General features: G+C 71.9%; 12 protein-coding genes. 10 read left to right on the top strand and 2 right to left on the bottom strand.

What is annotated here, in order from left to right:
• Positions 1-38 precede the first annotated feature (38 nt).
• The 6 genes from fabG (at position 39) to QEZ54_RS22785 (ending at position 5,826) form a co-directional block, all read left to right on the top strand.
• Entirely contained in the window at positions 39-791 is a 753-nt protein-coding gene (fabG, locus tag QEZ54_RS22810; protein ID WP_281306738.1) for a 3-oxoacyl-ACP reductase FabG, read from the top strand.
• A gap of 21 nt (positions 792-812) precedes the next feature.
• Entirely contained in the window at positions 813-1,985 is a 1,173-nt protein-coding gene (locus tag QEZ54_RS22805) for an acyl-CoA dehydrogenase family protein (protein WP_281306737.1), read from the top strand.
• Positions 1,982-2,449 carry a MaoC family dehydratase gene (locus tag QEZ54_RS22800; RefSeq protein WP_281306736.1) on the top strand — a complete coding sequence of 156 codons (468 nt, stop codon included), beginning with the start codon at positions 1,982-1,984 and terminating at the stop codon, positions 2,447-2,449. Before QEZ54_RS22805 ends, QEZ54_RS22800 begins: the two co-directional genes overlap by 4 nt.
• The gene (locus QEZ54_RS22795) at positions 2,446-3,999 is read left to right on the top strand and encodes a long-chain fatty acid--CoA ligase (RefSeq protein WP_281306735.1); all 1,554 of its coding nucleotides are present in this window, start codon (positions 2,446-2,448) and stop codon (positions 3,997-3,999) included. The genes QEZ54_RS22800 and QEZ54_RS22795 overlap by 4 nt, the downstream gene beginning before the upstream one ends.
• Positions 4,000-4,102: 103 nt before the next feature.
• Positions 4,103-4,627, top strand: a complete 525-nt coding sequence (locus QEZ54_RS22790) for a SigE family RNA polymerase sigma factor (protein ID WP_281306734.1) — start codon at positions 4,103-4,105, stop codon at positions 4,625-4,627.
• Positions 4,624-5,826, top strand: a complete 1,203-nt coding sequence (locus QEZ54_RS22785; protein ID WP_281306733.1) for a hypothetical protein — start codon at positions 4,624-4,626, stop codon at positions 5,824-5,826. Before QEZ54_RS22790 ends, QEZ54_RS22785 begins: the two co-directional genes overlap by 4 nt.
• 49 nt (positions 5,827-5,875) lie before the next feature.
• Here QEZ54_RS22785 and QEZ54_RS22780 read toward each other — a convergent pair whose 3' ends face one another.
• Positions 5,876-6,787, bottom strand: coding sequence for a GNAT family N-acetyltransferase (locus QEZ54_RS22780; protein ID WP_281306732.1), 912 nt, complete (start codon positions 6,785-6,787; stop codon positions 5,876-5,878).
• An 87-nt stretch (positions 6,788-6,874) separates the two neighbouring features.
• On the opposite strand from QEZ54_RS22780, the gene QEZ54_RS22775 reads away from it, so the two are divergent.
• The 3 genes from QEZ54_RS22775 to QEZ54_RS22765 all read left to right on the top strand — a co-directional run bounded on the left by QEZ54_RS22775 (position 6,875) and on the right by QEZ54_RS22765 (position 9,028).
• A complete protein-coding gene (locus tag QEZ54_RS22775; RefSeq protein WP_281306731.1) occupies positions 6,875-7,567 on the top strand; it encodes a haloacid dehalogenase-like hydrolase in 693 nt (230 codons plus the stop codon).
• Positions 7,568-7,681: 114 nt separating this feature from the next.
• Complete coding sequence (locus QEZ54_RS22770) at positions 7,682-8,188, top strand: DinB family protein (RefSeq protein WP_281306730.1); 507 nt, start codon at positions 7,682-7,684, stop codon at positions 8,186-8,188.
• Positions 8,189-8,239: 51 nt separating this feature from the next.
• Positions 8,240-9,028, top strand: coding sequence for an oxidoreductase (locus QEZ54_RS22765; RefSeq protein WP_281306729.1), 789 nt, complete (start codon positions 8,240-8,242; stop codon positions 9,026-9,028).
• 190 nt (positions 9,029-9,218) lie between these two features.
• Here the strand turns inward: QEZ54_RS22765 and QEZ54_RS22760 are convergent, their stop codons facing one another.
• Positions 9,219-10,592, bottom strand: coding sequence for a squalene monooxygenase (locus QEZ54_RS22760; protein ID WP_281306728.1), 1,374 nt, complete (start codon positions 10,590-10,592; stop codon positions 9,219-9,221).
• A gap of 488 nt (positions 10,593-11,080) precedes the next feature.
• On the opposite strand from QEZ54_RS22760, the gene QEZ54_RS22755 reads away from it, so the two are divergent.
• Entirely contained in the window at positions 11,081-13,264 is a 2,184-nt protein-coding gene (locus QEZ54_RS22755; RefSeq protein WP_281306727.1) for a carbohydrate-binding module family 20 domain-containing protein, read from the top strand.
• Positions 13,265-13,275 lie beyond the last annotated feature (11 nt).

The raw sequence follows: 13,275 nt of genomic DNA, 5'->3' as shown, positions 1-13,275 counted from the left end.
CTTCCTTACCTCACACCGAGTTGGGAGGAACGTGAGCAATGGACGCACGCTTTGAGGGGCGGGTGGCTGTGGTCACCGGCGCCGCGCAAGGTATCGGCGCCGCTACGGCCAGGAGGCTGGCGGCGGACGGGGCGAGGGTCGCCGTCGTGGATCTGAGCGGCGAGAAGGCGGAGGCCACGGCGGCCGAGATCGGGGGCGGGGCGATCGGGATCGCGTGCGACGTCACCGACGAGGCGGCGGTGCGGGCGATGACCGGGCGGGTGGTGGAGACGTTCGGGCGGCTGGACATCCTGGTCAACAACGCCGGCATCACCCGCGACGACCTGCTCCACAAGATGAGCTACGCGGACTGGAACGCCGTCCTGCAGACCAATCTGACCAGCATGTTCCTGTGCTGCCAGGCGGCGCAGCGGCACATGGTGGCCGCGAAGTACGGCAAGATCGTCAATCTGAGCAGCCGGTCGGCGCTGGGCAACCGGGGCCAGGCCAACTACGCCGCAGCCAAGGCCGGGGTGCAGGGCCTGACCGCCACGCTCGCCATCGAGCTGGGCCCGTTCAACATCACCGTCAACGCCGTCGCCCCCGGGTACGTGGCCACCGCGATGACCGCCGCCACGGCGGAACGGGTCGGGTCGACGCCGGAGGCGCACCAGGCGTGGGCCTCGGAGCACACTCCGCTGCGCCGGGTGGCTCAGCCGGCGGAGATCGCCTCCGTGGTCGCCTTCCTGAGCAGCGACGACTCCTCGTTCGTGACCGGCCAGACGCTGTACGTCAACGGCGGCGCGCGCTAATTCAAGGAAGGATCATCGATCGTGGACTTCTCTCTCAGCGACGAAGAGCGGGCCATCCGCGACACGGCGCGCGCGTTCATCCGCAAGGAGGTCGTGCCGCTGGAGGCGGAGCTGCTGCGCCGCGAACGGGCGCACCAGCCTGGACTGCGCCGTGACGAGTTGCGCGAGTTGCAGGCCAGGGCGCGCGCGTTCGGGTTCTGGGGCCTAGCCACCCCCGCCGAGTACGGCGGCATGGACCTGCCCGCCGTGCTGCAGTCGCTGGTCTGGACCGAGATCGGGCACACGCTGGTGCCGTTCCGGTTCGGCGGCGAGGCCGACAACATCCTGTTCTACGCCGACGCGGCGCAGCGGGAGGAGTTCCTGGTCCCGACGATCGAGGGGCAGCGGATCTCGTGCTTCGCGATCACCGAGCCGGGGGCCGGGTCGGACGCGGCGAACATCAAGCTCAGCGCGCGCCGGGACGGCGACGACTGGGTGCTCAACGGCGAGAAGACGTTCATCACCAACGGCAACGACGCCGACTTCGCCATCGTGGTCGCGGTGACGGACCGGGACAAGGGGGTACGCGGGGGCGGGACGACGGCGTTCCTGGTGGACCGGGCGATGGGGTGGCGGTCGGAGTTCATCGCCACGATGGGCGAGGGCGGTCCCGCGTCGCTGGTGTTCGAGGACGTGCGGGTGCCGCACCGCAACATCCTCGGCGAAGTCGGGCAGGGCTTCGAGCTGGGCATGAAGTGGATCGGCAAGGGGCGCTACATCATCCCGTCGCACGCGGTCGGGATCGGCGAGCGGGCGCTGCGGATGGCGGTCGACTACGCCGGCACCCGCGAGACGTTCGGGAAGAAGATCGGCGAGAACCAGGCCATCCAGTGGATGCTCGCCGACGCCGAGACCGAGCTGGAGGCGGCGCGCTGGCTGATCCTGCGCGCCGCGTGGACCGTGGACCAGGGCCTGGACGCCCGGCACGCGTCGTCGATGGCGAAGCTCTACGGCGCCGCGATGATCAACAAGCTGGTCGACCGCGTCATGCAGATCCACGGGGGCATGGGCTACACCCGCGAGCTGCCCATCGAGCGCTGGTACCGCCAGGTGCGCCTGCTGCGCATCTACGAGGGCACCGACGAGATGCAGCGGCTCATCATCGCCCGCGACCTGCTGCGCGGGTACACGAAGATCGGAGGTCACCTGGCATGAGAGTCTTCCACTCGCCGCAGGAGCTGGCCGCCGCCGTCGGCCAGGTCATCGGCCCCGGCCCGTGGCACCAGATCGAGCAGGGGCGCGTCGACGCGTTCGCCGACGCCACCGGCGACGACCAGTGGATCCACACCGACCCCGAGCGGGCGGCCACCGGTCCGTTCGGCGGCACGGTCGCCCACGGGTACCTGACCCTGTCGCTGCTGCCGCTGCTGGTGCGCGACCTGTACCGGTTCGACGGCGCCAGCATGGGCGTCAACTACGGCCTGAACCGGGTGCGGTTCGCCGCGCCGGTGCGCGTCGGGGCGAAGGTGCGGCTCACGGTGCAGATCGTGTCGGTCGAGCCGGTGCCGGGCGGGGTGCAGCTGGTCGCCCAGGCCACCGTGCGCACCGACGACAGCGACAAGCCCGCCTGCGTGGCCGAGACGGTCAGCCGCGTGTACTACCCCCAGGAGCAGCCGTGAGCACGCTGTCCCTGGCCGCCGTCCTGGCCGAGGGCGCGCGGCGGCACCGCGGCAAGACCGCCGTCGTCGACGGCGACCTGCGGGTCAGCTACGCCGACCTGTGGCAGCAGGCCCTGGCGTACGGGGCGGGCCTGCGCGAACTGGGCGTCCGCCGGGGCGACGTGGTGGCGCTGGTGGTGCCGAACACGGTCGAGTTCCCGCGCGCCTACTACGGGGCGCTGGCCGCCGGTGCCGTGGTGGTGCCGGTGCACCTGCTGCTCACCCCGGCGGAGGCGGCGTACGTGCTGCGCGACAGCGGCGCCAAGGTGGTGGTGTGCCACAGCGCGCTGCTGGCCCTCGGCGCCCCGGCCGCCGCCGAGGCCGGGATCGCACTGGTCAGCGTCGGTCCGCGCCCCGACGGCGGGGCGGTGCCGCCCCGGCTGGAGGACGTCAGCGCGGGGGTGCCGCCGCTGCGGTCGTACGAGTCGACCGGGCCGACCGACCCGGCCGTCATCCTGTACACCAGCGGCACGACGGGCGAGCCCAAGGGCGCGGTGCTGACGCACCTGAACCTGGTCATGAACACCGTGGTCAACGTGTTCGACGCCAACGACGCCCGGCCCACCGACGTGGTGCTGGGCTGCCTGCCGCTGTTCCACACGTTCGGGCAGACCGTCGGCATGAACGGGGCGTTCCGGCTCGGCGCGACGCTGGTGCTGCTGGCCCGGTTCAACGGCGCGGCGGCGATCGACCTGATGCTGCGGGAGCAGGTGGACGTCTTCCACGGCGTACCCACGATGTATCTGGGGCTGCTCGAAGCCGCCGCCGGCCGCACCGACCTGCCGAAGCTGCGCCTGTGCATCTCCGGCGGCGCGGCGCTGCCCGTCGCGGCCCTGGAACGGTTCAGCGCCGCCTTCGACACCACCGTGTACGAGGGCTACGGCCTGTCCGAGACCTCGCCGACGGCCACCACCAACCAGCCGCACTTCGGCGTGCGCCCCGGCACGGTCGGGCACACGGTCTGGGGCGTGGAGACCGAGATCGCCCGCCCGGACCTGGAGGACCGGATCGAACTGCTGCCCGACGGCGAGCTGGGCGAGATCGTGATCCGGGGGCACAACGTGTTCGCGGGCTACCTCAACCGGCCCGAGGCCACCGCGCAGGCGATCACCGACGGCTGGTTCCGCACCGGCGACCTGGGCACCAAGGACGCCGACGGGTTCATCACCATCGTCGACCGCAAGAAGGACCTGATCATCCGGGGCGGCTTCAACGTGTACCCGCGCGAGGTCGAGGAGGCGCTGGCCCGGCACCCGGCCATCGCGCAGGTGTCGGTGATCGGGGTGCCCGACGAGCTGCACGGCGAGGAGATCTGCGCGGTGCTGGTGCTCGACCCGGCGCGGGCCGCGCCGACCGAGGCGGAGCTGACCGAGTGGTCGCGCGAGCGGCTCGGGCGGCACAAGTACCCGCGCCGGTTCCGGTTCGTCGCCGAGCTGCCCATGGGGCCCAGCCTCAAGGTGCTCAAACGCGAGCTGCGCCGGATCGTCGCGCAGGAGACCGGCACCGCCTGACCTGCGCCGCCCCGGCCGCCCGCCCCGGTTTCCAACCCCGGCGCGGGCGGCCGGCGTATGTGCCGTGACAGTGGTCGGGCTCGGTTCGGGGAAGGCGGCGTAGGTGGACGATGATGAGTTTCGCGACTTCGTACACGCGCGGATGAAACGGTTGTCGCGGGTGGCCTATCTGCTCACCGGCGACCATCACAATGCGGACGACCTGGTGCAGAACTCGCTGGTGAAGCTCGCCGCGAAGTGGCCCTCGATCTCCCGGGACGGCAGTCCGGACGCCTACCTGCGCAAGATCATGTACCACGAGCACATCTCGGTGTGGCGGCGCAGCCGTCACCTGCGGGCCGAGTTCGCCGTCGAGCACCTGCCGGAGACGCCCGCCGACGAGGACATGGCCGCCCGTGCCGTGCGGCGCCTGCTGCTGGGGCAGGCGCTGGCCAGACTGAGCCGCAAGCAGCGCGCCGTGATCGTGCTGCGCTACTTCGAGGACCTGTCCGAAGCCGACACCGCTGCGGCGCTGAGCGTCTCGGTGGGCACGGTCAAGAGCCAGACCTCGTACGCGCTGGCCAAGCTGCGCGAGCTCGCGCCCGAACTGCACGTGCTGGTCCGCGAGCCGCAGGAGGTGCGGGCATGAGCGACCTGAGGGAACTGCTCGGCGACCTGGCCGGAGGCGCCCGCACCGGCGACTTCACCGAACGGGCGCTCGTGCTCGGCCGACGGCGCCGGGCGGGCCGCCGGATCGGCGCCTCGATCGCCGCCGCGCTGACGGCCGCGCTGCTCGGCGGCGTCGTGGTGCAGGCGGCCGCGCGCCGCGACGACGCACCGCCGCCACCACCGTCCCCCACCCCGAGCACGCTCACCCCGCCGCGCGACTGCGTCGCCCAGTACCCGGCACTCCCCGCCGGGTACGAAGGAGGTCGGGCCACCGTGACCGGCGGCGACCCGACCGGCCGCTACCTCGTCGGCGGCGTCGTCCCCTCAACTGACGCCGCCCCGGGCAGCCAGCCGGCGCTCTGGGACGGCGGCGAGCCGCAGGCGGTCCCGGTCGAGGGCGGCATGGCCGAGTTCGCCGCGGTCAACAGCGCCGGGACCGCGGTCGGCCGGAGCTACGTCGACGACAGCGTGTGGCAGCCGTGGGCCTACCGGAACGGGGCCGTCATCCGGATGAAGGGCTACCAGATGAGCCCGATGGCGATCAACTCCGCCGGGGTGGTCGTGGGCTACCAGCGCATCGACGGCGACGGCCACCACGACCGCCCGGTCCGGTGGCGCACCGTGGACGGCGAACCGGAGCTGCTCCCGCTGCCGAAGGGCATGGAACGCTGGTGGGGCATGGCGGTCGCGATCGACGACGACGGCACCGTCGCCGGCTTCTTCGCCGACGATAAGGCCGAGGGCGTCAGGTCGTTCCTCTGGGCGCCGGACGGATCGGTACGCGAACTCGTCGGCCCGCCGCAACCCGGCGTCACCGCGGCACAGCTCGACACCCGGGTGACGGCGATCCGGGGCGGCTGGGTGACCGGCTACTCCGGTGACTTCCGGGAGAACGGCACCTCGATCACCACGCTGTGGAACCTGGCGACGGACGAGGTGCGGCTGGTGGAGTCGCCGTCCATCAACCGGCCCGTCGTCAACGCGAAGGGCTGGCTGGTCGGGGCGGCCTCCGGCGGCGGCTTGGCGGCCGTGCGCGGTGCGGACGTGCTGGAGCTGCCGAAACCGGCCGGGAGCGGCTCGTACGCGCCGGTGTTCGTCAGTGACGACGGCCGGGTCGTCGCGGCGGCCGACCAGGTGCTGCCCATGCGCGGAGCCGCGCTGGTCTGGCACTGCTCCTGAGCCGGAGCATCCGGCGGCCCCGCCCCGACCAGCGGGGCGGGGCCGCCGGTCACAGGTCGGTGGAGCGGAACTGGTCGACGATCCGGTAGCCGAGCCTGTCGTACAGGTTGCGGGCGACCGTGTTGCTGCCGAAGACGTTCAGCCCGAGCTGGGCGTCTCCGGCGGCCGCGGTCTCCCGCTCGCCGAGCAGCATCACCGCCCGGCCGTACCCCTTGCCGCGGTGTCCCTCGTGGACGTTGACCCCGAAGACGTAGCCCATGCTGGGCGCGTGCCCGTGCCGCAGCCAGATGTGGGCCACCGCCTGCCCGTCGTCGCACAGCGTCCACAGGCTGTGCCCGGCCGTGGCCAGGCCGTCGGGCAGCAGCTCGGCGAACTCGCGGTCGGACCGGGCGCGGGCCGCCTCGGCCGTGGCCGACCCCGAGGCGGTGATGTCCTCGGCGTAGCCGACGATCTCGCCGCTCAGCCAGGGTCCGTACTCCTCGGGCGACATCGGGCGGCCGGTGAGGCCGTCGGGCAGCACGACCGGCAGGGACACGTCCTTGACCATCTGCTGGGCCCGCAGTTGCAGCGTCCCGAACAGCGCGTCCACCACCGGGTCACCGGTCGGCGTCACCGCGCCGAGCCGCTGCACCCCCTGCTCGGCGGCGTACCGCCGGGCGGCTTCGAGCAGCGCCCCGGCCACCTGCTCGTCGCCGGCGGCGTGCAGGTCGTGGACGAACGCCTCGGACGGGTCGGCGGTGGGGGAGACGCCGAGGGCGAGCTGCCCCACGACCTGTCCATCCGATTCGGCCACCAGCACCGTGGCGGACAGGGCGCGCTGCCGGGACCCGAGCCGCCGCTCCACCTTCTGCTGCCGCGCGGCCGGATCGGCGTACCAGCCGAAGTGGCTGTTCAGCCGCTCCCGCCAGGACTCCTGCCACGACTGCTGCTCGGCCTCGGTCGCCACCCGTACGCTCACCATGTCCGCGACCCTATGCCGCCGCCGCCGGGGACGCCACGCAGTTCGGGCGGCTTGACAGCGCGTGTGCGGGTGTGATGCCTTGACCCCGTGGAGCACCTGGTCCTCTGGGACATCGACCGGACGCTGATCAACGCGGGCGGCGGCGGCAAGGCGATCTTCCTGTCGGCGTACCGGGAGGTCGTCGGCGCGGAACCGCCCAGCCTGCCCGACTTCGGCGGCCGCACCGACCACTACATCTTCACCACCGCCCTGACCGGGCACGGCCGCGGCGTCGACGACCGGCTGACGGCCCTGTTCCTGGACACCCTCGCCGCGCACACCGAGGCCGCCCGCGAGCAGATCCGCGCCAACGGCGTGGCGCTGGCCGGGGCCGCCGCCGCGGTGGCCGCGCTGGCCGAGGTTCCGGGCGTGGTGCAGACCGTGGTCACCGGCAACATCCGCGACGCCGCGCGGATCAAGCTGGCCGCCTTCGACCTGCTCGGCCCGATGGACCTGGACATCGGCGGGTACGGCGGCGAGCACCCCGTCCGGTCGGTGCTGGTGCGGCTGGCCCGCGACCGCGCCGAGCGCAAGCACGGGGTCGCCCTGCCCGACCACCGGGTCGTGGTCATCGGCGACACCGAGCACGACGTCGAAGGCGCCCTGCACAACGGCGTCACCGCGATCGCCGTGGCCACCGGCGGCGCGACCGTCGCCCAGCTGCACGCCGCGGGCGCGCACACGGTGCTCGAGTCCCTGGCCGACACCGCCGCGCTGCTGCGCGCCATCGGTGTGGCCTGACCGCCCGTCGTGTCCGGCCGTGACCTGTCCGGCTGCGCCTCGACCGGTCGTCACCTGCCGCGACGGCCATAACCGGTTCGACAGCGACCCCGGCGGGCCAGCATGATCGGCGCCATGACGCGAACCGATCTGCCGTCCAGCTGGGACGAGCGAACCACCCTGACCACGTTCCTCGACTACGCCCGCGCCACCGTACGGGCCAAGTGCGAGGGCATCACCGAGGAGGCGGCCCGCACGGCGCCGCTGCCCGGCTCGCCGCTGATGACCGTCGCAGGGCTGGTCAACCACGTCCGCTGGGTGGAGAACAACTGGTTCCAGGTGGTCTTCCTGGGCGAGGAGGACACCGGGCCGTGGACCGAGGAGGAGCCGGACCGCGAGTTCACCGTCGCCCTCGACTACCCGATCGCGCAGCTGCTCGACGAGTACGACGCCCAGTCCGAGCGCTACCGCGCCCTGGTCGCCGCCACCGACCTCGACACGCTCTCGGTGCGCAGACTCCGCCGCAACGACGCTCCGGTCACGCTGCGCTGGATCCTGTTCCACCTGGTCGAGGAGATCGCCCGGCACAACGGCCACCTCGACGTGGTACGCGAGCTCGTCGACGGCACCACCGGCGTCTGACCTGCGTGTTTCCCCGGCCCGGCCGCCACCGCGCGCGTAGCGTCGACAGCCATGGAGCAGGAGCTGGCGGGCAGGGTCGCCGTGGTCACCGGGGCGAGCAAGGGCATCGGGCTGGAAGTGGTCCGGGCGCTCACGGAGCGCGGGGCGCGGGTGGCGGCAGGGGCGCGTACCGTCACCGCCGAACTGGCCGCGCTGGCCGCCGACGGGGCGGTGACCGCGCTGCCGGTGGACCTGGGCACGCCGGACGGGCCGGGGCAGCTGGTCGAGGCGGCGGTCTCGGCGTACGGCGGGATGGACGTGCTGGTCAACAACGTGGGGGCGGTGTTCCCGCGGCTGGGCGGGTTCACCAGCGTCACCGACGAGGACTGGCTGACCGGCTTCAACATCAACCTGATGTCGGCGGTACGGGCGACGCGGGCCGCCGTACCGCACCTGCTCGCCCGGGGCGGCGGCGCGATCGTGACGGTCAGCTCGATCAACGCGTTCTACCCCGACCCGGCCATCATCGACTACACCTCGTCGAAGGCGGCCCTGACCAACTTCTCCAAGGCCCTGTCCAAGGAGCTCGGCCCGAAGAACATCCGGGTCAACACGGTCAGCCCCGGCCCGGTCGAGACCCCGCTGTGGCTGGCCTCCGGCGGCGTCGCCGACCAGTTCGCCAAGGCCTCCGGCGCCTCCGCCGCCGAAGTCCGCCAGCAGGTCGCCGCCGCCGCCCCCACCGGCCGCTTCACCACCCCCGCCGAGGTGGCCGACGTGGTCGCCTTCCTGGCCGGCCCTCGCGCCGCCAACCTGACCGGCACCGACATAACCATCGACGGCGGCTACACCCCGACCCTCTGACCCGTTGATCATGAACTTATGGACGTTGTCGACGGCGTGTCACCACCCCGGCACCATGATCACCTTCGCGCCGGGCGGCGCGCCGGGGCATGGCTGCCGCGCGTAGTGAGAGTTGACCACGGCGCCAGGGTGGTGACACGCCGCCCATCACGTCCATAAGCTCATGATCAACGGGTCGGAGGGGCGGGGGTCAGGCGGTGGCGGGGGTGGGGGAGGAGGTGGGGGTGGGCTGGGGGGTGGGGGTGCCGGGGTTGAGGACCCGGCGGAGGACGGCGGGGGCGAAGAGGCGCTGGGGGGCGGCCATCAGGTTGGCGACGCTGAGGAAGGCGTGGCCGACCTGGGGGTGGCGGGCGGCGGCGACGTGCAGCTTGGCCACGTACCCGTTGAGGAACTTGACCTTGCCGGTGCGCTTGCCGGGCACCGCGTCGTAGCGCAGGTCCGCGCCGACCGCGATGTCCCACGGCACGTCGATGACCTTCGCCGCCGCCTTGAAGAAGCGCCGCTGCAGGTTCTCGCGGCCCTTGGCCAGCTCGTCGCGCAGCACCGCGGCCTCGACCGCGGCGACGGTCATGCCCTGGCCGTACGCCGGGTTGAAGCTGCACACCGCGTCGGCTACGGCCAGGAAGCCGATCGGCAGCCGCTTCATGTGCTCGTAGCGGCGGCGGACGCTGACGGGCAGCCGCATCCGGTGCGGCGGGCCGAGCGGCTCGGCCTTGCTGAGCAGCTCGTACATCTCCTGCCCGGCGAACTGCTTGGCGTACTCGTGGTAGGTCTCCGGGTCGCTGATCGGCGCGGGCGCGCCGCCCGCCGCGATCATGGTGACCATCCAGCGGTCGCCCTCGGCGGCGATCGCCACGCCGCCGACCGGCTGCTGCGGCGAGGGGCTGCAGAGGAACGCGGTGAAGTCGGCCTGCCCCGGGGTCCGCCGGTAGTTGCGCGACACGTACGTCGTCTTCGGGTCGACCAGGTCCTCGACCGGCTTGTCGTAGCCGAGCTCGGCCAGCCAGGTCGGGCCGCGGTTGCCCCGGCCGGTCGCGTCGACGACCAGCTCGGCCTCGTGGCGCTGCTCCTCGTCGCCGCCGACCGGCAGCACCCGCACGCCGGTGATCCGGCCGCGGTCCTCGGTGGCGAGCAGGCCGAGCGCCTCGTGCCTGGCGCGCAGCTCCACGTTGGGCAGTTCTAGCACGCGGGTACGCACGTACGACTCCAGCGCCGGGCGGCTCACGGCCAGCCCCTGCAGGCCGGTGGGGGTGCGGACGAGGCGGTGGCCGTCGTTGATCCACACCACGTCGCCCTGGATGTCGAGCGGGACGGCGCCGGTGGCGGCGAGGTCGGCGGCGAAGCCCGGGAACAGCTCCTCGAGCACCTGGCGGCCCCGCGCGAGCAGGCCGTGCGAGTGCTCGCCCTGCGGCACGCCGCGGCGGTCGATGTTGGCGGTCGGCAGCTCGTCGCGGTCGAAGACGGTGATCTTCGCGTACGACTCGCTGAGCACACGGGCGGCGAGTAGGCCGCCGATGCTGGCGCCGAGCACGATCGCGTGCCCGGACTTCTCCTTGGCAGACACTGCAGGGTTCTCCGTATCGGTGAGGGGTGTGCACTCACGGTAAGAACAGGTGACGCAATCATGAAAACGAATATCCGGTCTGGAAAACGACACTGTGTGCGCGCTCACCGGCCGCACCCGCCACGGATTCCGTCGCGTCGCGCGTGATCGGCAACGTGAGTGCCGCAGATTCGGGGAAACTGCGCGAATCGGCGCCGGGATTCCGACACTCTCCTGAAGCGGCGCGCACGCCTCCGCCCATACCCCGAAAGAATCTTTGAAAGATTTTGCAGATACTCGGCGCCCGCTGGGGGCGGCGATCTGGGGTGATGGTTGACGGATGGTCAACAAGTGCTGATCAGTTGTAAGTGCTGCCCCTATATGTCTGTATAGAACGGATACATCGGGCGGTCGCCGACTCTTCACGACCGAGCAATGCGGCGCTAACATCCATGAAACTTGCGCAAGAGTTTCCAGTGCGCACCCTCCCTGACCCCAGGAGGAAACCCGTGACCACCCGCACCCGTCCGTTCACCGCAGCAGCACTGTCGCTGCTGCTCGCGGCCCTGCTGGCCGCGTTCGCCGGCTGGCAGTCGGCACCCCGCCTCACCCCGGCCAAGGCCGACGCCAATCCCAGCGCCCGCGACGTCATCGTGCACCTGTTCGAGTGGCCGTGGGCCTCGATCGCCAACGAGTGCACCACCGTGCTCGGCCCGAAGGGCTTCGGCGCGGTGCAGGTCAGCCCGCCGCAGGAGCACGTCGTGCTCAGCGGCTCCGGCTACCCGTGGTGGCAGGACTACCAGCCGGTCAGCTACCAGCTGATCAGCCGCCGCGGCGACCGCGCCGCGTTCGCGAGCATGGTCAGTACCTGCCACGCGGCGGGCGTGAAGATCTACGTGGACGCCGTGATCAACCACATGGCCGGCGGCGCCTCCACCGGCATCGGCTCGGCCGGTTCGACGTACTCGCACTACGCCTACCCGAACCTGTACTCCAGCGCCGACTTCCACCACTGCGGCCGCAACGGCAACGACGACATCGCCAACTGGGGCGACCGCTGGGAGGTGTTCAACTGCGAGCTGGTCGACCTGTCCGACCTGGCCACCGAGACGTCGTACGTGCGCGGCAAGCTCACCGCGTACCTCAACGACCTGATCTCGATCGGCGTGGACGGGTTCCGGGTCGACGCGGCCAAGCACATCCCCGTCGCCGACCTGCAGGCGATCTACGGCGGCCTGACCGGCAACCCGTACATCTACCAGGAGGTCATCGAGGACACCGCGTTCCCGCCCAGCGAGTACGCCGGGCTCGGCGACGTCACCGAGTTCCGCTACGGCGACGTGGTCGGCAACGCGTTCCGCGACGCGAACCTGTCCAACCTGAACAACCTCGCCTCGCAGATGGCCCTGGGCAGCGGCGACGCGGTCAACTTCGTGGACAACCACGACACCCAGCGCAACGGCCGGGCGCGGCTGACGTACAAGAACGGGCAGACGCACGCGCTGGCGGCGGCGTTCAGCCTGGCCTACCCGTACGGCACCCCGGCGCTGATGAGCAGCTTCACCTTCAGCAACAACGAGGCCGGTCCGCCCTCGACCAACGGCACCACCAACCAGGTGGTCTGCGGCTCGGGCTGGGAGTGCGAGCACCGCAAGACCACGGTGGCCAACCTGGTCGCGTTCCACAACGCCGTCAGCGGTACGGCCGTGACCAACTGGACCTCGCCGGCCGCCAACCGGATCGCGTTCGGCCGCGGTGCCACCGGCTTCGCCGCGTTCAACCGCGACAGCGCCGCCTGGAGCACCACGTTCAGCACCGGCCTGCCCGCGGGCACCTACTGCAACGTGGCCGTGGCGAACTTCTCCGGCGGGACCTGCTCCGGGGCGACGGTCTCCGTCAACGGCTCCGGCCAGGCCACGGTCAGCGTGGCGGGCGACACCGCGCTGGCGATCTACACCGGCGCGCGCGTCACCGGCACGCCGTCGCCGACCGCCTCGGCCAGCCCCAACCCCAGCCCGACCTCGACCGCGTGCAGCAGCGTCGCCGTCACGTTCGAGTCGAACACCACCACGGCCACCGGCCAGAACGTGTACGTCGCGGGCAGCATCGCGGCCCTGGGCTCGTGGAACACCGGCAGTGCGGTGGCGATGTCGGGTGCGGCGTACCCGGTCTGGCGCGTCACCGTGAACCTGGCCGCCGGCACGTCCTTCGAGTACAAGTACATCAAGAAGGACGGGTCCGGGAACGTGACCTGGGAGAGCATCGCCAACCGGAGCCGTACCGTGCCGACGGGGGTGTGCGCGGTGACCTACAGCGAGACGTGGAACGTCACGGGCGGTACCACGCCGTCGCCGTCGGTCTCGCCGTCGCCGTCGCCGACCGGGGCGAACTGCTCGACCGTCGCCGGTTCGTTCGCGGTCAACGCGACCACGACGTGGGGGCAGAACGTGTACGTGATCGGGTCGATTCCGGCGCTGGGCTCGTGGAACACCGGCAGTGCGGTGGCGCTGTCGAGTGCCTCGTACCCGGTGTGGACCGGGTCGGTGTCGCTGCCGGCGGGGACGGCGTTCACGTACAAGTACATCAAGAAGGACGGGTCGGGGAACGTGACCTGGGAGAGCGACCCGAACCGGTCCGCGACGACCCCGACCACGGCCCCGTGCACCCTGACCCGGTCGGACACCTGGCGCTGACGCGGTGCGCT

The sequence above is a fragment of the Catellatospora sp. KI3 genome (genome assembly GCF_029948125.1).
Taxonomy (GTDB): domain Bacteria; phylum Actinomycetota; class Actinomycetes; order Mycobacteriales; family Micromonosporaceae; genus Catellatospora.
Note: the sequence above shows the minus strand (reverse complement) of the source record. Positions and strands in the feature narration are given on the sequence as shown.